We start from the raw sequence: 22745 nt of genomic DNA, 5'->3' as shown, positions 1-22745 counted from the left end.
AAATCAAGGGGTGGAACTGTGACAGCAACCATATTAGTATGTGATGGAATTACGAGCGATGGAGTTGAACCATTAGTAAAGCTTGAAGGCGTAGAACTTATCTTTGGAAAGCTAGAAGATTTCGAGCAACCTGAAAACATTCATGGCATCATGGTAAGAAGTGCAACGAAGATCACTGAAGCAGTCTTAGAAAAATTGCCTGAACTTCGGATTGTTGCTCGTGCTGGTGTGGGTGTTGATAACATCGATATTAATGCTGCTACTAAAAGGGGTGTTCTTGTCGTTAACGCACCTGAAGGAAACACCATTTCAACGGCTGAACACACTTGGGCAATGATGATGTCTTTAGTACGCAATATTCCCCAGGCTAATCAATCGGTTAAACAAGGCGAATGGAATCGTAAGAAGTATACAGGTCAAGAACTATACCAAAAAACACTCGGGATAATTGGTATGGGACGAATTGGTTCTGAACTTGCAAAGCGTGCGAAAAGCTTTTCCATGAATGTCCTTGTTTTTGATCCTTATTTTTCTGCTGAGAAGCAAAAAGAGCTATCTGTTACTTCCGTTGACCTTGACACACTTATTCAACAAAGTGACATTATGACCGTTCATACCCCGCTTACAAAGGATACCCGTAAACTATTAAATTATGAGAATTTAAAACATGCAAAAAAAGGTGCATTTGTTCTAAACTGCGCACGTGGAGGCATCATTGACGAAGAAGCACTTCTCCATTATTTAGATAACGGTCACCTTTCTGGCTGTGCACTGGATGTGTTTGAACAAGAACCCCCTGTAAGCCGTTCGTTGATTGATCATCCTAATGTCATTGTAACTCCGCATATTGCAGCTTCAACTGTACAGGCACAGAAAAATGTGGCATACATGGCAAGTGATGAAATTAGATCCTATCTCTTAAATCAGCCATTAAAACATGCTGTGAATTTCCCATCACTATCTAAAGACACCTATGAAAAGCTGATCGCTTATTATGATTTTTCCAACCTTCTTGGTTCGTTTACAACTCAATTTTTCAAAGAACCTGTTTCAGAGATTTCTATAGGCTACGGAGGATCATTATCAGAAACTGATACGACTTCACTCACACGCAGCTTTCTTTGCGGATTTTTAAAAACGAGACTTGACCGGCCAGTTAACGATGTTAACAGTATGGTCGCAGCGAAAGAACAAGGTATAGTGGTTGGAGAAAAACATGGAACAGCTGACCATGGTTATCCAAACATCATTCATGTAAAAGTAACTGGCGTCAAAAAGATATTTACGCTTTCTGCAACACTCGTTAAAGGGTTCGGCGGCCGAATTATTCAGCTAAACGGCTACACGGTAGACTTTGTTCCTCAAGGTTCACTTTTGTACATTGAACACAGAGACACTCCAGGAATCATCGGAAAAGTTGGGGCATTTTTAGGTGAAAGAAATATTAACATCGCTACGATGCACGTTGGAAGAAAATCAGCTGGCGGAGAAGCGATGATGGTTTTAACATTTGACACCCAACTGCCGGAATCTACTCAAAAAGAGCTTGCAAGTATTGAAGATCTTCTTGTTTGTAAACCGTTAGACTTGTAAGTATAAAAGACAGGCTGTTTTCGTAAACTTTGTTGCTCATGAAAGTGGTTGATTTCCGTTTCAGATGCTCCCTTTCCGCGGGGCAGGTGGTGAGCCACATTCGTACGTTTCACTTTTAAGTGTCTCACCTGCCCGCCTGTCCCGCAGGAGTCTCGCATCTTACACTCCAATCAACAATCTTAGAAGACAACATTTGAAAGCAACAACCTTTTAGAAAAAAGTGTTTAGAAAAGAGCCAATAGAAAAAAGCTCTGCATTGAAATCATTCTAAAGCAGAGCTTTTTTGAGTTTTTGATTACGTTTTAAGAGTTTTACTTACCCTAATTCTACTTCTTTCCTCTCTCCGCCTCTAAACGTCATGAGTTTCGTGTATCCCGTCTCTTTGGCTAGCGTAATGGATGCTTCATAGTTTTCTCCAACCTGATGAGGTTCGTGAGCGTCTGACGAAAGTACGATCGGAATTCCTTTCTTGTAACAGAGTGAAAGGAGTTCGGGTTCAGGATACAGCCTCCCAACCGGTTTCCGCAGTCCAGCAGACGAGATCTCTACACATGTCTTTGAACGGCTTAAAGCATCTGTAACACGGTCATACTGTTCATATAAGAAGTCTTGATCGGCAGGAACATAGTTAAAGATCTTCACAAGATCAAGATGCCCCACGATATCAAATAAGTTACTTTCAGCAAGCGTAACGATCTGATCATAATAAGCACGATACGTTTCATAGAGATCACGACGATCCCATTCTTTTCGGTACTCTGCCAAATCTATTCCAAAATCGTCTACCCAGTGAACAGATCCGATCACATAATCAAACGGATAAGATTTGATAAACGCAGCCATTTCCTCATGACTGCCTGGTGTATAGTCCATCTCTATAGACATTCTTACGTCCATTCCAAGTTGATCAGCTTGTTTAAACAAGTTCACATAATCGTCCATCTTGTAATAGCGTCTTTCTTCCATCCATGGTTTTGATACAATGTTCTTTGTTTCATAAAAATGATAAGCGTGTTCTGAAATTCCAAACTCTTGTATCCCTTTTTCTCTTGCTGTGTCTACAAATTGTTTTAGATAGTCGATTGTTAAAGTGCCTTTTTCCAGATGAGAATGGTAATCCGTTAGCATATTAATCTCCTTTTTTAAAACGTTTTACCATATGTATCATGAATATCTGTTTCAATCAAGAGTTTATGCTCCTAATTTAACTCCAATAAATAATACGCTAAGGCACATCATTAAAAACATCACTGCAAAAAAACGGTTTAAATAGTCTCTCATTTTGTCCTCCTTTAGAAAAGTTAAATCAACTTTATCATCCTATTCAAATAAGACTTATTTTGAACCATTTTTTTGCAGAAAAAAAGCTCCCTATTCAAAGGCAGCTTTCTTGTTCATATCTTTATTAATTTGATGCTCCATTACGTAAAGTAGCGGTTTATAAAGTACTACAAAGAATACCACATTTCCAATCGCATGATTAAGGTCAAACGGCAGCCCAGCTATATAATATGGCCAAAATTTTTGCATGATAATTCCGCCCATTATAACCGACATGATGAAACCGAATAAAAATCCACAGAAACCAGCATATAAAGGTAAAATCATCCACGGTATGTTGTGACGGTATCGACCTATCAGGCCGCTCATCACGGCAATAAGACCCCAAGCAATCATCTGACCGAACGACCATAAGCCGTGGCCTAAAACTAGGTTTGTGGTTAGTGTACTCAAGATAGCAAGCAGCAGTCCGTGAATAGGACCTAGTACAAATGATGCCAAAATCAATATAGTTGTGTTTGGCTGAACGTTTGGTATCATTGCAAACCAGATTCGCCCTACAGTTAAAAGAGCAGCTAACAAAGCAATGATCGTCATTCTTCTAATACTGAGATTATTCATATTTATGGAAGTCGAACTCTAAAGAATCTCCCGGCTTTAAAGTGATTTCCTTTGCGCCTTTCATTGCTTCCTCACCATTCACAGAAAAGAACCATGATGTTTTATCCTTTTCATTTCCCTCAATTCCTTCAATACTGCTTATAAATGCACCATCGAATTGAGTTTTGATATCAAAGTTATCTTGCATCACGTTCATAATTGTTGCACCTTTTGTTATATCCACTTTCTTCTCTGTTACCTTTTCTTTTCCATTATCTTTAGTGATCTGAACCGTGACTTGTTCTTTTTTTGTTTCCTCTTGTTTTGGCTGATCCGTGTTTTCCTTTACTTCAGTCGTTCCACAGCCAACCAGTATCATGATCATTGTTGTAAATACTAAAAGTAGTTTTTTCATCATTTTACCTCTTTCTTGTCTTGAGTTAAGGTTTTTCTCAAATCATGTTGCTCTTGAAAGAGTTGATATCCGTTTCAGGTGCTTCGCTTTCCGCAGGGCGTGCGGTGAGCCTCCTGCCGCAAACCGCGATTAGGAGTCTCACCTGTCCCGCTCGTCCCGCTGGAGTCTCACACCTTCCTCTACAATCAACTTTTCAATAAAGATTCAGGAAAAACCCATAAATTTAGTGAATTTACGTATAACTAAAAAAATCCCCTTCGTCTACGAAGGAGATTAATAGTATACAGGCAGAAAACAGCAGCCGGCTCTCCGGCACTGTTAAACACCCCCCTATCCTCGTAGGTCATGTCATGTAACAAACAGGCAGGTCTCCTGGCTCTTGATCATCGTCTCCTATCGCCTTCCCGTATTAACAGTGGCGAAACTATAGGATTCTCACAATTACAGTGGCGGGACCGCAACGGCATTTAACCGTTTTCCCTATTAAGCGTGTCCAATACTGGACTGCACCTGTTTAACACTTATGAATTTTTTGAAAACACAATTCTTATTATAACGTAATGGAGAAATTTGTGAAATCTTTTTTTATATCATTTTTTGTTCCTTATGAAACAAGATTAATCGGGGTGTATTGCTAATTTATTTCAACGTTCGCGGAATAACAAAGGAAAATGTCGTACCTTCATTGTTTTTGCTGTGAACGCTGATCTGTCCTCCATGTGCTTCTACGATGTTTCTTGCTATGGCTAGTCCTAGACCAGTACCACCGGATTTCCCTCTCGTTCTAGCTTTATCCCCTTTATAAAAACGTTCAAATACAAACGGTAAATCTTCTTCTTTGATCCCAGATCCATTATCGCTCACATAAAACTTAACGTTCTGTTCGCTCACACCAATCGACAGATTTACAAATCCACCTTGTGCCGTATGGCGAATAGCATTATCAATTAAATTGGTTAACACTTGTTCAATTCTGTCTGGATCTACTTCTATTTGATCTTGATGGGAGTCCAGGTTACCGTCAATAGAAAGATTTAACTGAATATCTCTGTCTTTGGCAGGTCCTTGGAATTTACGCACGATTCTTTCTGCAAAAGGCACAATCGCAAGAGAGGCGTAGTGAAGTTTCATGTGTCCTGCTTCTAGTCTAGCGAGATCGAGCAGCTCGTTAACAAGCCTGCCCATTCGTTTTGATTCATCTAAAATGATGCCAGCAAGCTCTTTTTTCTCTTCTTCTGATTCTGCAATATCATCTACGATCGCTTCACTATATCCTTGCAGCATAGCAATCGGAGTTTTCAACTCGTGAGAAACATTGGCAACAAAATCTTCTCTTAACTTATCCATTCGGCGTTCTTCCGTCATATCACGTAGTACTGCGACGGCACCTCTAATAAGGGATTGATCATATAATGGTGTCATCACGACTACCCATGAGCGGCCTTGAATCGCAATCTCTGTCATCTGCTCACTCTCAAGTGAGACAACTTGCTGAAAAAGCTGTCTGACAGCTTCAGGAACATTTCCGTTCACTTCAGTCTTCATCCCTGATTCATAATAAAACGCTTGTAAAAAGCGATCGGCAGGAGGATTTGTAACTAAAATGTTCATCTTCCTGTCAAAGGTAATCACACCGTCCGCCATAGAACTTAACACACTTGTCAGCTGTTCTTTTTCTTGATTCAGCGCTGTGATGTTATTTTTTAATTGACGTCCCATACGATTGAACGTCATTCCAAGTTCACCGATTTCATCATGTGTTAAAATCGGCACTTTCATATCAAATTCACCTTTAGCTACAGACGTTGCAGCTTCTCGCATTCTTCTTAACGGCGCCGTAATCCGGGTTGATAGGAAAAAAGCAAAAACTGTAGTTAAGATGATAGCTATACCAGCTGCTAAGAAAATCAAATATTTTGTGTGATTGGTTGTCTTTTTCACATTTTCAATCGACTGATAAACATATACTCCACCTTTAGTATTTCCGGCTTCGTACGGTTCTCCATAAATAATCATTGTCTGCTTGGACTCATCATTTTTGTCCACTACAGGAAAATCTCCATTCACGTAGATCTTCTTTCCGTTTTCCGTAACCGTAGAAAGTTTATCGTTTTGATTAAATACGGAAACTGGTATGTACGGTGCATTATCATACAAGTTTTGAGACATGAATGAATCCTGGTTTTCATCAATGATCATGATGGACATAGAATAAGCTTCAGCCATCTCACTCGTAATGCGGATTGCTTCTTCCCTATTCTCATCACTTTCCATAATGAGTACAAGCCGGTCTGCCATCTTAGTTAACTGTTCGCGTGCTTGGCTATCGTAAAACGTTTCAAAGAACTGAGTGAGCAGAATGGTTAATAAGGTAAGTACAACGGAGACTAACAATAAAATCGTTATCCAAAGCTTACCAACTACACTTCTCCAGATCATTCATTTCCCGCCTCAAATTTGTAGCCTACTCCCCAAACGGTTGCAATCATAGAAGCTGCATCAGGAGACACTTTATTTAGTTTTTCACGAAGTCTTTTTACATGTGTATCGACTGTTCTTAGATCACCAAAAAACTCATAATTCCATACATCTTTAAGCAATTGTTCACGTGCGTAGACTTTATCAGGTGTTTTTGCTAAGTAATACAGCAATTCATACTCTTTAGGAGTTAGATTCACCTCTTTGCCTCCTGCTGTCACACGGTGTGCATCGTGATCAATCGTGAGGTGTTTAAATACCACTACATTTTTAGCCACAGTCTCTGTTTGAAGGAACTTAGTAGGTGAAGATCTTCTTAATAGTGCTTTTACACGTAAGATGACTTCCCTCGGGCTGAAAGGCTTTGCAATATAATCATCCGTGCCTGCTTCAAACCCTTGAATACGGTTAAGTTCTTCGCCTTTTGCTGTTAACATGATGACTGGTGTAGCTTTCTTTTCTCTTAACTTCTCACAAACTTCAATGCCATCCATCCCTGGGAGCATGAGGTCGAGCAAGATAAGATCAAAGTTAATAGATACAGCCATCTGAAGAGCATCCTCACCATTTTCAGCTTCATGCACTTCATAGTTTTCTCGTTCCAGATACATCGTTAATAGTTTGCGAATTCTTTCTTCATCATCAACAACCAGTATTTTAGCTTCTGTATCCATATTCAATCCTCCATATCTAATCATGATAAGCACGTCTTTATATCCTGCTTCTATCATACATGAAACAAAGCGCTGCAAACAAACAGGACACGTATATCTAATCTCTTTTTTCGTAAGCTGTTAAACTTTGATGTTATTGGAAGTGATTGTTTTCCGTTCAAGGTGCTCGCTTTCCTTGGTGCAGGCGAAGACAAAAAAATAAAAAGATTTAAAAGCAACAATCCTGTAGAAAACAGCATTTAGAAAACAGCCTTTCCTAAACATTTTGCATGCCTACAAAAAAGTCCCTCTTATAAAAGAGAGACTCTATTTTGACCTTTATGCATACGAATGCAATCCGACAAGAACCAAGTTTACTGCAATCAAGTTAAACGTAATAATCCAAAATCCTAAAACGCATAGCCATGCGGACTTTTCGCCATGCCATCCTCTTGAAAGTCTTAAGTGAAGAAAAGCCGCGTAGAACAAGAACGTAATTAATGCCCAAACTTCTTTAGGATCCCATCCCCAGAATCTCGACCAAGCCTGCTGTGCCCAGATCATCGCAAAGATAAGCGCACCTAGTGTAAAGATGGGAAAACCGATTGCTACCGCTCGATAACTAATCTCATCAAGAAGGTCAGGTTTTATCTTTACTTTAGACTGAAGAGCTGCAGCAATTCTTTTTCTTAAGATCAAGCGAAGGAAGCCATAAAGAACTGCACCGGCTAAAAGAGACCAGATGAATGTATTTAGCTTAACTGATGCCTCTACACCGTTCATCCAAGATGGTGTTGAAAACAAAGGTCCAAACGAGTTATCTAGGTGCTCACCATTACTAGGACCCGCAATAGCAGGCATATCATAGACTACCTTAACTGGCTGATTCTGTTCATTCATCATCTCGAATGTTGTTTGATAGCCAGCACCTTTAAATCCGATTGAAACAAAAATGAATCCAACTACAGCGATTAAACTATAAAGGATAATTTCCAGCCACAGCGTCTTTTTTGATGCTACAGTTTGGTCTACCGTGCGAATTAAATAAATAAGTCCTGATACGAACGAAATGGCGAGAATTCCTTCTCCTAACGCTGCAGTCGTAACATGGATTTTTAGCCAGTCACTTTGAAGTGCAGGAATAAGGGGAGAAATATCTCTCGGAAACATACTCGCATATGCAATAACAAGAACTGCAACAGGCATCGCAAAAACACCTAAGCCATTCGTACGATAGATTACATATAAAATAATGAACGCAAGCACCATCATCATGCCAAAAAATGTTGTAAACTCAAACAGGTTGCTTACAGGTGCATGTCCACTTGCCATCCATCTTGTTATGAAATAGCCTAGTTGAGCTGCAAAACCTATACACGAACTTATAAAACCGATTTTACCCCATTTTTTTGTGTGATTTTCTTCTTTGTTCTTTTTATCTGAAATAGACATTGCAAAAAATAGAGTAGAGAACAAATAAATAATAAATGCACTATATAATAGCGTACTGCTGATTTCAGCCATCATTAACCCTCCTGCTTGAACGGCATTACTTAGAATCAGATTCTTTTTCTTCTAGTGGTGTGAGGTTTGTCTTATTGGACAGGAACTCCACATCTTTTTTCAAGCCATACCAGTTTTTATTCGTATGAGCTGCTGCCCAAACTTCACCTTGATTCTGTTTAATCCAAATTCTTCTATAGTTCCAATACAAACCTTGCGTTACACCAATCATAAAAATAATGCCGCCAAGTGCAATAATCCATAATGTGTGGTCTTTTCTAACTGTTAGTGCCGTTAAATCTTTCGTTTCAATACCCGCAAACGACATTTTGAACTGATTTTCACCAGAATCTATATTTTTTTGAATACCTACAAACGCTTTTTCTCCTTCAGGTACCTTTGGAGAGTACATTGAAAAAACAAATGCTGGATTATCAGGCAAGTTATTGACCGTAGAAGGCTGTTTTTGTTCGTTTAAAATAAAATTAGGAAAGTATTCTTCAATTTTAACTTTGTATCCATTTCCTAAATCATACTCGGTTTCTGGATCATGAAGATCAACCGTTAACTTGCCAAACTTTTTTCCTGTTGCCTTTTCTTCAAGTTCAAAGCTCATCTTGTAAAACTCATTTAATTTAAAATCCGTTTGATAGAGTGCAAAAGAATCAAATTTAAACGGTTCATTTACTCGGATCTCGCCGTCTTTTACTTTTACAAGTTCAGGAGCTGCTCCAGCGGTATGATTTTCTTTTGTCTTATAAAGCGTTACGTTGCTTTGATAGTTCTTAGCAACTTCCCCATCAACGGAACTTAGTGCACTATTAAACTTCTTTTCTTGTTTATCATACATCTCAAGAATAAATTCATTGTTCTCAAGGTAATACTGACCTTCATCACTGGCAGTACCTGGGATGGAAGCTTTTTCTCCTTCTCTCACCCACAAAATGTCGTCAACATACATGCCTGGAAAGAATCGAAGCATCGCACCTGTTAAAAAGATAATTAACCCAACATGGTTAACATAGGCACCCCAGCGTGAAAATCGTCCTTTCTCAGCGAATAAGTTCCCATTTTCTTCACGTACTTTATAGCGAAGAGATTCGAGCGTATATTTGATTTCTTCAAGTTCAACATCATGGCTTTTTGAAAACAAACGCTGATTCTTCATAAATTGGTCATGTCTTGTGACTCTTTGTGTCTTCAAAGCTTTATAAAGCGGTATTCCACGGTCTAGGCTGGCAATAATAATAGAAAGTCCTAACATTCCTAATAAAAGAATAAACCACCAAGAACCATAAAGATTGTGAAACCCAAGCAGATAATAGATTAAACCTAGTGTTCCGTATTCGCTTTCATAATGGGTAGCAGGATCAACATTGGGAGGAATAAACGTTTCCTGTGGAAAGATTGTCCCGATTGCTGCAGCTACTAATATGATAACAATTAACCAAACCCCTACTTTTACAGACGAAAAGAAGTTCCATACCCGATCAACAAATGTTTGTTTATACGTTTGAGATCGTCTGGCGCTTCCTTCATACCTCATGCTTGATAAAACTTCAACATCTTGCTGCAGCGGTTTTCCGCATGCTTGGCAAAGACTAGTTCCGTATGGGTTGGAGTGGCCGCATTCACATGTTATCGATTGCATCTTATCACCCCGTTACGGCTTTATTTTTTCCATAAAGGAAATAATTTTTTTTTCTGATAATGACTCACTCGTCCGATCAACCACTTTACCGTTCTTATCAATAAGAATAGTCGTTGGAATCGGTCCAATCCCATAAGCCTTTGTTACTTCTCTCTGTTTATCCATTGGAATAGGAAATGATAAGCGATATCGATCCGCAAAATTTTTAACAGGAACGTTTGTCTCACTAACGTTAACCGCAAGTATTTCTATGCCTTGCTCTTTATACTTTTCATATTGCCTTTGCATATACGGCATCTCGCGTTCACAAGGTTTGCACCATGTGCCCCAGAAATTTAAGAAAACACCTTTTCCACGGTAATCTTCCAGTTCTACTTTTTTGCCATTTAGATCGGTAAGTACAAAATTAGGAGCCGAATCCCCTTTGCTTATGTATGTACCTGACTCTTCATTCATACTGTTGTAAATGGTATAACCGATTGCAACAACTAAAATGGCAAGCAAAGCAGAACGAAACCATAATCTATTTTTTTTCAAGTCCATCCGCTCCTTTAAGCCGCTTCCATTTTACTATAACTTGAAAAAAAAGCCTATCTACGGCTTTTTTTTGACGTTTGTGTGACAGCGAGATTTCTCAGCTGCTTTATTTCATGTGGTGTTAATTCTCTAAAGTCTCCAGGATTAAGCCCTTTAAGATCTAAAAAGCCGTACCTTTCACGTTTCAATTTCATTACAGGAGTGCCTATAGCTTCTAACATACGCTTAACTTGACGGTTTTTACCTTCATGTATGATCAGTTCCACAATAGCCGTTCCTTTTTTCTTATCAATAGACATTACCTTCACTCTTGCTGGGGCAGTCATTCCATCCTCTAATCGAATGCCTCTTTCAAGCTGCTTAATCTTTTCTCTTGGTGGAATGCCTTTTACTTTTGCGATGTAGACTTTATCTAGCTGGTAACGCGGATGCATTAGTACGTTTGCAAATTCTCCGTCATTCGTCATAATGATCGCACCAGTTGTATCATAATCTAATCTTCCAACAGGAAATACACGCTGTTCAATGATGTCCTTAAAATAATCAGCGACTACTTTTCTTCCTTTATCGTCAGAAACGGCTGTAATCACACCAGAAGGTTTATACATCAAAAAATAAACGGGCTGTTCCCGTTGAATTTGAATTTCATTCACTTCAATCTTATCTTTTGTGCCCACTTTTGTGCCGAGCTCGGTCACTACATTTCCGTTCACTTTCACTTTGCCCTCACGAATTAGCTCCTCAGCTTTTCTTCTGGAAGTAATTCCGCTTTGAGCAATCACTTTTTGCAATCGTTCCATGATTTCACCTCATGTCTCATCATACCTTCATTATTCGTAATTCTCAACCTCAGTAAACGTAAAAAAGAGCCATAACGGCTCTTTTTTGTCGAATTATGAATAAAATAAGAGAGAGATCACAGCTATAGAGGCTAAAAATCCGATCAGATCAGCTAATAATCCTACTTTTAATGCGTATTTCATCTTTTTAATACCTACCGCTCCAAAATAGACGGTCAATACATAAAATGTTGTATCCGTACTTCCTTGTATCGTAGAAGCGAGTCTTCCGATAAACGAATCAGGACCGTGTGTTGCGATTAAATCTGATGTCATCCCAAGAGCGCCTGTCCCTGAGATCGTCCTCATAAGCCCGAGCGGAACAACTTCTGCTGGAATATGAAACAATGAAAATAGCGGGCGCATCGCCATCATGACATAATCCAAAGCTCCTGAAGCACGAAAAACAGAAATGGCAACAAGCATGCCAACTAAGAACGGAATAATGTTAATGGCGATTGAAAAACCTTCTTTACCTCCTTCTACAAACGTTTCATAAGTCGGAACTTTTTTATAAGTGCCATATAATAGTATAAAACCGATTAAAAGCGGAATAAACCATATCGAAAACGATTGAACGAAGGACATCTATTTCCCTCCTTTTGGCAAGGAGCGGTAATAATAATATCTATCTATTAATATAGCACCGACCGTAGAAATCGCAGTTGCAATTAAAGTTGGAGCTACAATATCAGTTGGAGACTGTGAGTTGTAACTCATCCTTATTGCGATAATAGTTGTTGGAATGAGTGTAATGCTTGATGTATTAATCGCAAGCAGCGTAATCATAGATCGGCTAGCTTCGTTTTTCCCGCCATTTAAAATCTTTAACTGTTCCATCGCTTTGATTCCCATTGGTGTTGCTGCGTTACCGAGTCCAAGCAGATTCGCTGCCATATTGGAGAGAATATAGCCTTGTGCCGGATGATCTTTTGGAATATCAGGGAAAAGTCTTTTAACAATAGGACGAAAAAGAATAGCCAGCACTTCCAGCAAGCCGCCTTTTTCAGCGATTTTCATAATGCCCAGCCAAAATACAAGAATACTGATCATCCCAAAACTGAGCGTAACGGCTTCTTTGGCACTCGTGAAAATGGCTTCGTTCACTTTATCCATTGTTCCGTTTATTCCAGCAACAATAAAACCGATCACCATCATTCCAACCCAAATATAATTCACCATAGGCGGTTTTGCTCCTTGGCAACAAAGAACAGCTTGTTCAGCATGTTCTTAAAAGATGACCAAAGGCTCTCTTGATCAGGTTTAATCAGGGTTTTTCCATCATAATAGAGCGGAAGATCAGCAATTCTCGTGTCCTTTAAGTCTATGAAATAACGGCCAACAGGTTTAGGAACCTTTTCTTCTTCCCACTTCCCTGATTTCGGAAGCTTATATAAGTCGATGGAAGAAGAGATCTGTTTAATCTCTTCTTTTAACAATGGGTATGAAAATGTTCTTGCAGCTTCAACTTTACCTTTGTAACCTTTATCTTTAATGCTCGAGATCTTACCTTCTTTAATTAGCTCTGTCATTTTAAATGAATGGAATCCCCACTCAAATAAATTGCGGTGATCTTCCCAATCGTCAGGATCGTTAAGTGTTACGGCAATCAGTTCCATGCCGTCCTTTTCAGCAGTTGAAACTAATGTCCTTTTCGCACGCTTTGTGTATCCTGTTTTGCCGCCAGTGGAATTGCTGTACAGTTTCAACATCTTGTTTTTGTTTCTCCATACTCTGTCCCATTTTTCACCGGTTTGTTCTGACCGGTAAACTTTTGTAGAAGAAACGTCCTTAAAGGTATCATTGTTCATAGCATATTTAGTCAGTAATGCCATATCATATGCGGTTGAATAATGATCTTCATGTGTATCAAGTCCATGAGGATTTCTAAAACGAGTATGTTTCATCCCAATCTCTTCCGCTTTTTGGTTCATCATATATGAAAAACCTTCTAAACTTCCGCCGACATGTTCAGCGATCGCAACCGCGGAGTCGTTTCCAGAGCGAAGCATCAACCCATAAACTAAGTCTTCGAGAGGGATTTTTTCACCTGGCTTTAAATAAAGTGAAGAGCCTTCAGTTCGTGCTGCATGTTCTGTGATCGTAACTGTGTCGTGCATCTTCCCTGATTCTATCGCGATGATCGCAGTCATGATCTTTGTAATGCTCGCTATTCTCATTGGACGGTGTTCATTTCGCCCATACAGCACTCTTCCTGATGACTGTTCCATCAACACAGCAGCCTTTGCTGATACACCAGGTTCAGCTTTGGCTTGTTGCGGGAATACAGCAAAGATAAGCGTACATATAACAACGAGAAGTAATGGTTTTATAGTTTGTTTCATTTATAATCCCGCCCTTTAGGTGTTTTGTAAAAGTTTATGCAATCAAGGACAGGTTATGAATGGGATTTACTTCCGCAATCATTGACTAGGGAAAAAACGCTGTTTTTGACCGTGGCTGTTTTCGTAGTCTGTCAGTTCCATCAGTGCTTTTTCTTCAGCAGGTATTCGCACTCTTAACATTAAAATATTTAATATTGTAAACAGAATCGCTGTATAATAAGCACCAAAAATTAGAGGAATAACTAAAAGCTCAACAGAGACCACTGTATAATTCGGATGTCTCATAAACCGATATGGGCCTTTCGCTACCACTTTCGCTCCCGGAAGAAGCAATATTTTCGTATTCCAGTACACACCTAAAGAAGATATTGCCCATATCCGGACAACTTGAGCGATAAGAAACAGCACAAAAGGAATCAGCCACCAACTAGGCGGTTTTGCGTTTAGGAGATATACTTCTGAAAAGAAAGCTACAAAAAAGGACACATGCATCAAGACCATCCATTTATAATGGTCTTTTCCTGCTTCCACCGCGCCTTTATTTCGAAGTTTCTGTTCATTAGATTTTGCAATTCTAACTTCAACCAGTCTTTGAATCACGAGAAAACTCCAAAAAAGAAGAAACCACACGATTTACTTCCTCCATTCCACTAATAGAAGTTCAGAGGAAAAACCAGGACCTAGTGCTGCCATTACTCCCAGATCTCCATCTTCCTTTTCTGATTCCATAAACTTTTTTAACACGTAGAACACAGTTGCAGATGACATATTTCCATTTGCCATCAATACATCTCTTGAAATATCTGTCTTAGATAACGGGATTCCTAGAGCTTCAACATAAGCCTCAAGTACTTTCTTTCCGCCAGGATGAGCAATAAAATGTTTAATTTGTTCACCGACAAGTTGATTTCTTTCCAAAAACTCGTCTACATTTGGTTTTAGCCATGTTCGGATTACATTTGGAATATCTCTTGAAAACACAACATACAGTCCCGTATCTTTCACTTCCCACCCCATCACGTCTTCAGAATGCGGCTTTAAAGTAGACATCGTATCTTTTATATATGGTTTTACTTTTAACGACATACCCGTTTCAGATTCATCACCACAGATTAGTGCGCACGCAACACCATCAGCAAACAAAGATGTTCCAACTAAGTTGCTCTTGGATAAATCTTCGTGCTGAAACGTTAATGAGCATAGCTCAACACTTAGCACAAGTACATTGGACTTCGGATAAGCTTTGCAATAATCATATGCTCTTGAAAAACCAGCGGCTCCGCCAGCACAACCTAATCCCCATATTGGAATTCTTTTTGTATGGGATGAAAATGGAAGTATATTCATTATCCTTGCTTCAATGCTTGGAGTAGATAGTCCAGAACTAGATATAAAAAAAATAGCATCTATCTCTTCGTAAGATATATTGAGGTTCTGATCGGACATGCACTTTTCTATACACTCCGCTCCTAAATTGGTGGCAAAATCTATGTATAAATCATTTTTCTCTTGAAAACTTCTTTTTTTCTTAAACCAATCGATAGGCATCGCGAAGTAACGAGATTCGATCTCACCATTTTGAAATACCTTTAATAATCGCTCAATATCTGAGAATGCATCCTGAAATAAGTTTCTGGCAAACTCCATCGTTTCATTTTGAGAAAGCTTGTGCGGTGGATTTATTGTTTCTACTGCTGCTATTCTTGGCAAATTATCTCTCTCCTTCTGCTGCATTTCCTTTTTTCCTTTTTTAGTAATTTACCCTTAAACAGCCTTTTAAAACGGAGACTTTTTTTAGAAGGATGCTTCCGCTAATATTGGTAGGCATCCAGCAGCTATCTGTTGTATTTGGGTGTCAAAATATGCAGAAAGACTCAATTACATAAATTTAGACTCAATATTTAGTATAAAGACTCAATAAATTTTAATTAGACTCAATAAATTTTCAACAGACTCAATCCGGTCATGTATTGCTTTAGCGACTCATTAACTTTGTAAGTTGATTGTAGTGCGGAAAGCGAGCACCTGGAACGAAATCAACCACTTTCATGAGTAACAAAATTTGCAAGAAGAGCATTTAAACAAAAAAAACAGCCAAAAAATGCTGGCTGCTTTACTTAACTATTTTCTTTAAAGTGTTTAAATGAGATCTCAGTACATCTTCTTTTGAATGAACAAAGAGATTCCTAAATTCATCATAGTCGTTTATATAAACTCGTTTCCGCTTTAAATATGCGTTATTGCTGCTCAACGCAACAAGTGAAGCAATCTCACGTATTTTGTAAGTATCCAAGTATTCTTTCCAGAAGTCATGCTGCGTTAATTCCTCTTGAAGTTTTTCTTCAAAATATCGCACATAAAGCAGGTGAAAAGTTTGTGTTTTCCCGTTCAATTCATAAGTAGCTTCTGAACGGTTGAAAAAATCTTCTGATGTATTCGGCTTTTCTTTTTCTAACTCAATACCCTCAATATGCTGAATCAACAATGCATAACTCCCCCTTACTAATCTTCAGTATTTAGTGATTCCTGAAACTTTGAAAAGAACAAGTCTGCTTCCTGTTCAACACTTTCTTCCTTTATGTTCTCAGGCAGCGGTGGCAGCTCCTTAATGTTCTGCAGACCAAAATGCTCTAAAAATGCTTTGGTTGTTCCATAAAGGATCGCTCTACCGGTACCCTCAGCTCTTCCAACTTCTTTTACAAGTCCTTTTGCAGATAATGTCTGTAAAGGCTTTTCTGTTTTTACACCTCTTACTTCTTCAATCTCAGACCTCGTAATCGGCTGTTTATAAGCAATGATTGCGAGTGTTTCAAGCGCAGCCTGTGAAAGTGTTGAATGTCCTGGTGTTTCGACTAGCCGCTCATAATAGACAGCATGATCCGGCTTTGTTACAAATTGAAGAGATCCCGCATATTCCACAATAGACATCCCTCTGTCTGATGACGAATAACTCTCCTTCAATTCTTCAATGATGGGATCCAAATCTTTGCTATCAATCTCCAGTACTTGAGCGATCTGTTTTCTATCAATTCCTTCGTCGCCACTGACAAAAAGCAAACCCTCGACAACTGCTTTTATTTCATTTCGTTCCAAATCGTATTACTCCTCTAACATCGTTATATATATTTCACTAAAATGATCTTGCTGTTCACAATTGATAGTTTTCACCTTCATTAATTCTAAAATCGCAAGAAACGTAACAACCACGTGCTCTTTTGTACTTTTATCAAACAGCTCTGTAAACTTTTTTCGTCCTCCTACTGAAACAAGTGAACTTTTTATTTGTTCCATCCTTGTTTCGATAGGAATCTCTTGACGTTCAATCGTCGTTTGTCTCGGAGCACGGGTAACCTTCTCTTGAAAGACTTTTTGCATCGCCTGCAGCATATCATAAAGGGTTACATTCGTGACTTGTTTGGCAGTTTCTTCTTTTTCAAACTGACTCAAATCAAGCGGCTGTCTCGTATAGACTAAACTTCTTGCGGATTCTCTTTCTTTTAGCTCATCTGCAGCATGTTTATACTTTCTATACTCTACTAGCCTTCTAACAAGCTCATCTCTCGGATCTTCTTCCATCTCAAGTTCCATCTGGTTTTCAAACAGTTCTTCCTCATGCTTCGGCAGCAGCATCTTACTCTTAATCGCTAGCAGTGTAGCTGCCATCACTAAAAATTCACTTGCCACATCCAGTTTTAGTTCTTTCATCGTATGTATATATTGAAGGTATTGCTCAGTGATAATGGCTACTGGAATATCATAAATATCCACTTCGTAGGTTTGTATTAAATGAAGCAATAAATCAAGCGGACCTTCAAATCCATCAAGCTTCACACTATATTGCATAACATTTCCCCAGTTTTATCAGCGTTTTTGTATTATAAAATTATATCATATTTTGTTCGTGTCGCGGTTTGTTTTTATTCACACGGTGCATGTGGTAAACTTAAAATCGAGCTTATTAAGGGGCGTGAACGACTGTGATATACCCAAAACCATGGATTGAATACTTAATACATTTTCATAGAGAACAAGATTACTTTGAATGCCATGAAGTTCTTGAAGAGCATTGGAAGAACGAAGGGATGAAAGGTGATCTGTGGCCGGGACTCATCCAACTCGCTGTCGCACTCTATCATCAGCGGCGAGGTAACATGAACGGCGCAAAAAAAATGATTACGAGCGGTTTACGAAAACTTGAAAAAGAAGAATCAACTATAAAGGAACTTGGGATACAAACTCAGCCATTTTTTGAACTGATTAGGGAGAGAAAACAAAAAATTGAGCAACAGAAACCCTTTGAGCCGATATCTCTGCCCCTAACAACGGAATTATTACAAAAATGCTTATTTGAAGCAAACGCATCTGAAGAAGATTGGTTCCCACAAGCCATGATTGATGACCATATCGTTCATAAGCACTCATTAAGAGATCGAACCTCTGTTATTGATGAACGAAATAAACAAAAACTGAAGAAAAACAGAATTTTATGAAGGTTGACTCACACTATTTGTTGAATTGAGCTTTCATTCAGCCAATTTCATTATTAATTTGACGAGTTTAAATGATTAATTTGACTAATTTTAATCATATATTGACGAGTCGACATAAATAAAAAAAGCTCCGGATCATTTCCGGAGCTTTCCTCATTTTAAGAGATTATTCTTCCCAAACTTTAACTTCTTTCATTACATCGCCTTGTTTAATGCGAAGTACCGTTTCCATGCCTTCGGTAACTTGTCCGAAAACCGTGTGAACACCGTTCAAGTGCGGCTGTGGCTCATGTACGATAAAGAATTGGCTTCCGCCTGTATCACGGCCAGCATGTGCCATTGATAGAGAACCAGCTACGTGCTTATGCGGGTTTCCTTCTGTTTCACAAGGGATTGAATAACCAGGGCCGCCAGCTCCAGTTCCCGTAGGGTCTCCACCTTGAGCTACGAAACCAGGGATAACACGGTGGAACGTTACACCGTTATAAAACCCTTCGTTTGCAAGTTTTTCAAAGTTTTCTACTGTTCCAGGTGCTTCTTCTTGGAACAAATCAAAAAGTATTTTTTCGCCATTTTCAAATTCAATCGAACCTTTTTTCATAAAAAACAGGCCTCCTTCAACTTCATTACAACTACCATTGTACGGTTAAATGACTGCTCCGTAAACTAATTTACACAAAAACATTTGTTTTTAATGGGACATCATTCTTAATGAGGTCTTCATATGTTTCCCGTTTCACTACAAGTTGTTCCTCGCCGTTCTCTACAAACACAACGGCAGGTCGTTGAATGCGGTTATAATTGCTCGCCATGCTGTATCCATATGCTCCGGTACATGATACTGCTAAATAATCGTTATCCGTTACTTTCGGCAGCTCGATATCCCAGATCAGCATATCTCCGCTCTCACAGCATTTGCCTGCGATGGATACGGTTTGTGCAGGCTTTTCGTTCATTTTGTTTGCGACATAAGCTTCATATTTTGCCTGATAGAGTGCAGGGCGAATGTTATCGGTCATTCCGCCGTCAACAGAAACATAATGTCTAACACCTTCAATCTCTTTTTGCGATCCGATTGAATAGATCGTTGTTCCTGCGTCACCTACAAGGGACCGGCCTGGTTCAATCCACAACTCAGGTAAACCTCTTCCTTCAAAACGGTTCATCTGTTTGCTCACTTCTTCAATCATAGCCGTGACATACTGTTCTGGTGCAAGCGGTGTGTCTTCAGAAGTATATTGAATACCAAAACCTCCACCAAGGTTAACGACTTCTGGAAAATAGTTGAAGCTCTCTTCCCATTTCTTAAAGTGCCCAAATAACTTCTCGATCGCTAAAGTAAAACCATCTGTTTCAAAGATTTGAGAACCGATATGACAATGAACCCCTAATACTTGAAAACCTTCATAATCAAGAACTTCCTGCAGCGCCTTATCAGCTTGGCCGTTCCCTAAATCAAAACCAAATTTAGAATCCTCCTGGCCGGTAATGATGTAATCATGTGTATGTGCCTCAATTCCTGGAGTGAGCCGCAATAAAATATTCACTTTTTTATTGAGTTTGCTGCTTAACATTTTTAGTAATGAGATCTCAAAAAAGTTGTCAACTACAATACATCCTACTCCAGCATTAAGTGCAAACTCTAACTCTTCATAGCTTTTATTGTTACCATGGAAATGAATTCTTTCTGCTGGAAACTCTGCTTGAAGGGCTGTGTAAAGCTCTCCGCCTGAAACTACATCTAGACTTAATCCTTCTTGTTCGATCAGCTGAAACATGGCGATGGAAGAGAACGCTTTAGATGCGTACGCGACTTGGTAGCCCACACCTTTTTCTTCGAATGCTCTCTTAAAACCTCTTGCTCTATTCTTTATCAAAGATACATCGTACAGATAAAGTGGTGTTCCGTATTTTTTTGCAAGTTCAACCGTATCTGTACCACCTATCCATAGATGATGATTTTGTCCGATCTGTGCTGTACCGTGTAAATTCACAAAAAATCCCCTCTCGTTGTTGATAGAGAATTCAATCCCGACAAATACAAAAGACAGCCGCAACTAAGGCAGGCTGTCATAACCGTACCCTCATGTCGGAATAGCTCTCCACTACTGCTGTAGTGACAGTCCGTTGCTTCTTCAGCAGCGGCCCAGCATAAAAAGAGATGGAGCTCTTTTTACACTTCGGCAAATTGACCTTTCAACATATTTCATCGTCATCCACAAACTCCATATGCTACTCATTCGTTTTGCGCCTCTACCTCATATGAGGCATATATAATTAGTTATGAATTTAACACAATTTTCAACAATCAGCAAGGGACAGATTAATTAGTTGGCTGTTTTTTTGTGTTTTGCGGATGCACGATGCTCGGTCGCACTTTAGAGAGCGGAACGGCTATCCGAATGACAATCTGCAGAAACGCTTTCGGATTAAACGGTAAGAGCGGCCATAAGTATGGTGTGTTCAAGTTCTTAATGGTTGCCATGTATAAAATCATAATCGTAAACCCGATTACAAACCCCGGAACTTTAAAGAGCATCACCATTGCAATTAAGAAGAGCCGCAGCACTTTATTGGCGATACTGAGCTCGTAGCTTGGAGTTGAGAACGATCCGATCGCAGCAATTGCTACATACAAGATAACTTCTGGAACGAACAAGCCAACGTCAATCGCAATCTGGCCGATCAATACTGCTGCGATCAGACCCATAGCGGTGGAAAGGGCACTAGGTGTATGAATGGCTGCAAGCCTCAAGATATCAATTCCAATTTCCGCAAAGATGATCTGTAAAAATAATGGAATGTTGGTTGTTTTATTTGGTCCGATAAAATCAATAAAAGGCGGCAGCAGTTCTTTTTCCATTGAAAACAAAAGCCACATCGGAACTAAAAAGACAGAAGCGAGCATCCCAGTAAAACGTGTCCATCTTAAAAAAGCACCGATAAATGGAGTCTGCCTATACTCTTCTGCATGCTGAACATGATGAAAGAGTGTCGTAGGGGTAATAATAACGCTCGGAGATGTATCCGTGATAATCAATACATGCCCTTCCATTAAATGCTGAGCTGCAACGTCAGGCCGCTCTGTATACCGGACTAAGGGAAACGGATTCCAGCCTTGTTTAACAATAAATTCTTCGATCGTTTTATCAGCCATCGGTATGCCATCAATGTCTATAGAGCTGAGTTCTTTTCTGATCAGATCAACGAGTCCTGGATCTGCAACGTCCTGTATATAAGAAAGACATACATCGGTTTTAGACCTTTCTCCAACTTGCATAATTTCGTGTCTTAAACGCTCATCTCGAATACGTCTTCTTGTAAGAGCAGTGTTGATGATGATGTTCTCCGTATATCCGTCGCGGGCACCTCTTACAACTTTCTCGATATCCGGTTCTTCAGGAGACCTACCAGGGTAGCTCCTTACGTCAACAACAAAGGCTTCTTCCTCACCGTCAACAAAGATAACGATTAATCCTGACAGCATCCTGTCTACGGCTTCATCTAATGATTTTGTTAGCTCCACTTGCTGGTGAGCCAAATGATTATGTACAAGGTCTTTTACTTTGCCTGGTGACCTATGACCATGATCCATATCCATAAGCTCACGATAGATCATAATGATGAACTCACTATCACAAAGACCTGTACAATAATAAAGCTGCAGTTCTTTTTTTAGAACAAAAATCTTTCTGACCCCAACATCGAAACTTACGCCGATGCCAAGACGTTCTTTTAAGAACTTTTCTGTGTCATGAATATTCTTACTGATCGGAGTCTTATTTTTGGCGTTTCCCACTTGATTCGCTCCTTTCTAAAATGAGTTTAATGGCTTTAACTGTAATCGGAGCCCCTTTTTCGACAGCATCGAAGCCTGACATTTTACCAATGTCTCCTATTCCAACCACAAAGGGAAGATTTAGTTCATCGAGTATATACACGGTATCGCCATTAATTCTTCCAGTTTCTAAATCTGGCACCCCGCTCTTATCAATGCCAAACTCTGTGAGTTCACCATATCTGTCCATTGAGCAATGTACCTTCGTCCACTCAGCGAAATGAGTCTTTGAAGCCACAGCTACTGCACCGATAACATCTATGTCTTTTTGCTGATGAATGTATCTCATTGCATGTTCTCCAGGACCTTCTCCCTTAAAACCACAGTCATCGAACATCACAAGTACAGGATCATTAGGTGTTGTTCGGATCATTTCTACTAGTTCTTCTCCGCTCTTTTTGGATGGATTTCCCCATGATTGCGAAATACAGCGGCCGCCAACTTGTTTAGCAGCATGTTCTACAACCCGCAATGCATACAGATCTCCATCTGTTATGAAAATGACCCGTTTTTTCACCATAG

Annotated in this window: 24 protein-coding genes and 2 riboswitches; of the genes, 2 read left to right on the top strand and 22 right to left on the bottom strand. The window is 39.3% G+C overall.

The annotated features are described in order from the left end of the window. Nucleotides 1-18: 18 nt before the first annotated feature. Nucleotides 19-1593 (top strand): phosphoglycerate dehydrogenase, encoded by a 1575-nt coding sequence (gene serA, locus P8610_RS03170; protein WP_394603042.1) that lies wholly within the window; start codon nucleotides 19-21, stop codon nucleotides 1591-1593. On the opposite strand, the gene P8610_RS03165 is transcribed toward serA, so the two are convergent. From P8610_RS03165 to P8610_RS03080, 18 genes are all read right to left on the bottom strand, one after another. Then, complete coding sequence (locus P8610_RS03165) at nucleotides 1536-1751, bottom strand: hypothetical protein (RefSeq protein ID WP_289495275.1); 216 nt, start codon at nucleotides 1749-1751, stop codon at nucleotides 1536-1538. The two genes, serA and P8610_RS03165, sit on opposite strands and share 58 nt — an antisense overlap. A 157-nt stretch (nucleotides 1752-1908) precedes the next feature. Continuing rightward, entirely contained in the window at nucleotides 1909-2721 is an 813-nt protein-coding gene (locus P8610_RS03160) for a histidinol-phosphatase (protein WP_394603041.1), read from the bottom strand. A 243-nt stretch (nucleotides 2722-2964) separates the two neighbouring features. Then, on the bottom strand, nucleotides 2965-3495 hold the full coding sequence (locus P8610_RS03155; protein WP_289495273.1) for an ECF transporter S component: 531 nt from the start codon (nucleotides 3493-3495) through the stop codon (nucleotides 2965-2967). Continuing rightward, a complete protein-coding gene (locus tag P8610_RS03150) occupies nucleotides 3488-3889 on the bottom strand; it encodes a DUF4430 domain-containing protein (protein WP_394603040.1) in 402 nt (133 codons plus the stop codon). The genes P8610_RS03155 and P8610_RS03150 overlap by 8 nt, the downstream gene beginning before the upstream one ends. Before the next feature lie 345 nt (nucleotides 3890-4234). Beyond that, nucleotides 4235-4418: riboswitch (cobalamin riboswitch) on the bottom strand. A gap of 110 nt (nucleotides 4419-4528) precedes the next feature. Further along, entirely contained in the window at nucleotides 4529-6328 is a 1800-nt protein-coding gene (locus tag P8610_RS03145; protein ID WP_394603039.1) for an ATP-binding protein, read from the bottom strand. Beyond that, complete coding sequence (locus P8610_RS03140; protein ID WP_066241957.1) at nucleotides 6325-7041, bottom strand: response regulator transcription factor; 717 nt, start codon at nucleotides 7039-7041, stop codon at nucleotides 6325-6327. The genes P8610_RS03145 and P8610_RS03140 overlap by 4 nt, the downstream gene beginning before the upstream one ends. 318 nt (nucleotides 7042-7359) lie before the next feature. Then, nucleotides 7360-8544, bottom strand: a complete 1185-nt coding sequence (ccsB, locus tag P8610_RS03135) for a c-type cytochrome biogenesis protein CcsB (RefSeq protein WP_394603038.1) — start codon at nucleotides 8542-8544, stop codon at nucleotides 7360-7362. 25 nt (nucleotides 8545-8569) lie between these two features. Next, a complete protein-coding gene (gene resB, locus P8610_RS03130; protein ID WP_394603037.1) occupies nucleotides 8570-10174 on the bottom strand; it encodes a cytochrome c biogenesis protein ResB in 1605 nt (534 codons plus the stop codon). A gap of 12 nt (nucleotides 10175-10186) precedes the next feature. Continuing rightward, entirely contained in the window at nucleotides 10187-10711 is a 525-nt protein-coding gene (gene resA, locus P8610_RS03125) for a thiol-disulfide oxidoreductase ResA (RefSeq protein WP_394603036.1), read from the bottom strand. Between the two features lie 53 nt (nucleotides 10712-10764). After that, nucleotides 10765-11511 (bottom strand): pseudouridine synthase, encoded by a 747-nt coding sequence (locus P8610_RS03120; RefSeq protein ID WP_289495267.1) that lies wholly within the window; start codon nucleotides 11509-11511, stop codon nucleotides 10765-10767. A 93-nt stretch (nucleotides 11512-11604) separates the two neighbouring features. Beyond that, entirely contained in the window at nucleotides 11605-12138 is a 534-nt protein-coding gene (locus P8610_RS03115; protein ID WP_289495266.1) for a spore maturation protein, read from the bottom strand. Continuing rightward, nucleotides 12139-12732 (bottom strand): nucleoside recognition domain-containing protein, encoded by a 594-nt coding sequence (locus tag P8610_RS03110; RefSeq protein ID WP_066241975.1) that lies wholly within the window; start codon nucleotides 12730-12732, stop codon nucleotides 12139-12141. Then, the gene (locus tag P8610_RS03105) at nucleotides 12726-13895 is read right to left on the bottom strand and encodes a D-alanyl-D-alanine carboxypeptidase family protein (RefSeq protein WP_394603035.1); all 1170 of its coding nucleotides are present in this window, start codon (nucleotides 13893-13895) and stop codon (nucleotides 12726-12728) included. Before P8610_RS03105 ends, P8610_RS03110 begins: the two co-directional genes overlap by 7 nt. 78 nt (nucleotides 13896-13973) lie before the next feature. Continuing rightward, nucleotides 13974-14495 carry an isoprenylcysteine carboxyl methyltransferase family protein gene (locus P8610_RS03100; protein ID WP_394603034.1) on the bottom strand — a complete coding sequence of 174 codons (522 nt, stop codon included), beginning with the start codon at nucleotides 14493-14495 and terminating at the stop codon, nucleotides 13974-13976. A gap of 33 nt (nucleotides 14496-14528) precedes the next feature. Further along, nucleotides 14529-15605, bottom strand: coding sequence for a type III polyketide synthase (locus P8610_RS03095; RefSeq protein ID WP_394603033.1), 1077 nt, complete (start codon nucleotides 15603-15605; stop codon nucleotides 14529-14531). 403 nt (nucleotides 15606-16008) lie between these two features. Beyond that, on the bottom strand, nucleotides 16009-16380 hold the full coding sequence (locus P8610_RS03090; RefSeq protein ID WP_394603032.1) for a hypothetical protein: 372 nt from the start codon (nucleotides 16378-16380) through the stop codon (nucleotides 16009-16011). A gap of 17 nt (nucleotides 16381-16397) precedes the next feature. Beyond that, a complete protein-coding gene (gene scpB / locus P8610_RS03085; RefSeq protein ID WP_394603031.1) occupies nucleotides 16398-16988 on the bottom strand; it encodes an SMC-Scp complex subunit ScpB in 591 nt (196 codons plus the stop codon). Nucleotides 16989-16994: 6 nt separating this feature from the next. Beyond that, nucleotides 16995-17738, bottom strand: coding sequence for a segregation/condensation protein A (locus P8610_RS03080; protein ID WP_289495258.1), 744 nt, complete (start codon nucleotides 17736-17738; stop codon nucleotides 16995-16997). Between the two features lie 134 nt (nucleotides 17739-17872). Here P8610_RS03080 and P8610_RS03075 point away from each other — a divergent pair, with 134 nt between their 5' ends. Next, the gene (locus tag P8610_RS03075) at nucleotides 17873-18385 is read left to right on the top strand and encodes a DUF309 domain-containing protein (RefSeq protein WP_394603030.1); all 513 of its coding nucleotides are present in this window, start codon (nucleotides 17873-17875) and stop codon (nucleotides 18383-18385) included. Nucleotides 18386-18551: 166 nt separating this feature from the next. Here the strand turns inward: P8610_RS03075 and P8610_RS03070 are convergent, their stop codons facing one another. From P8610_RS03070 to P8610_RS03055, 4 genes are all read right to left on the bottom strand, one after another. Further along, nucleotides 18552-18986 (bottom strand): peptidylprolyl isomerase, encoded by a 435-nt coding sequence (locus P8610_RS03070; RefSeq protein ID WP_289495256.1) that lies wholly within the window; start codon nucleotides 18984-18986, stop codon nucleotides 18552-18554. Nucleotides 18987-19056: 70 nt separating this feature from the next. Then, nucleotides 19057-20379, bottom strand: a complete 1323-nt coding sequence (gene lysA, locus P8610_RS03065) for a diaminopimelate decarboxylase (RefSeq protein ID WP_394603029.1) — start codon at nucleotides 20377-20379, stop codon at nucleotides 19057-19059. Between the two features lie 93 nt (nucleotides 20380-20472). Further along, nucleotides 20473-20649, bottom strand: a riboswitch (Lysine riboswitch). A 59-nt stretch (nucleotides 20650-20708) separates the two neighbouring features. Beyond that, nucleotides 20709-22184, bottom strand: coding sequence for a spore germination protein (locus tag P8610_RS03060; protein ID WP_394603028.1), 1476 nt, complete (start codon nucleotides 22182-22184; stop codon nucleotides 20709-20711). Next, a complete protein-coding gene (locus tag P8610_RS03055) occupies nucleotides 22165-22743 on the bottom strand; it encodes a stage V sporulation protein AE (RefSeq protein WP_394603027.1) in 579 nt (192 codons plus the stop codon). Before P8610_RS03055 ends, P8610_RS03060 begins: the two co-directional genes overlap by 20 nt. Between the last annotated feature and the right edge of the window lie 2 nt (nucleotides 22744-22745).

The organism is Fictibacillus sp. UD (genome assembly GCF_043558025.1).
GTDB lineage: Bacteria > Bacillota > Bacilli > Bacillales > Fictibacillaceae > Fictibacillus.
The sequence above is the reverse complement of the archived record's forward strand: the minus strand, read 5'-3'. Positions and strand labels throughout refer to the sequence as shown.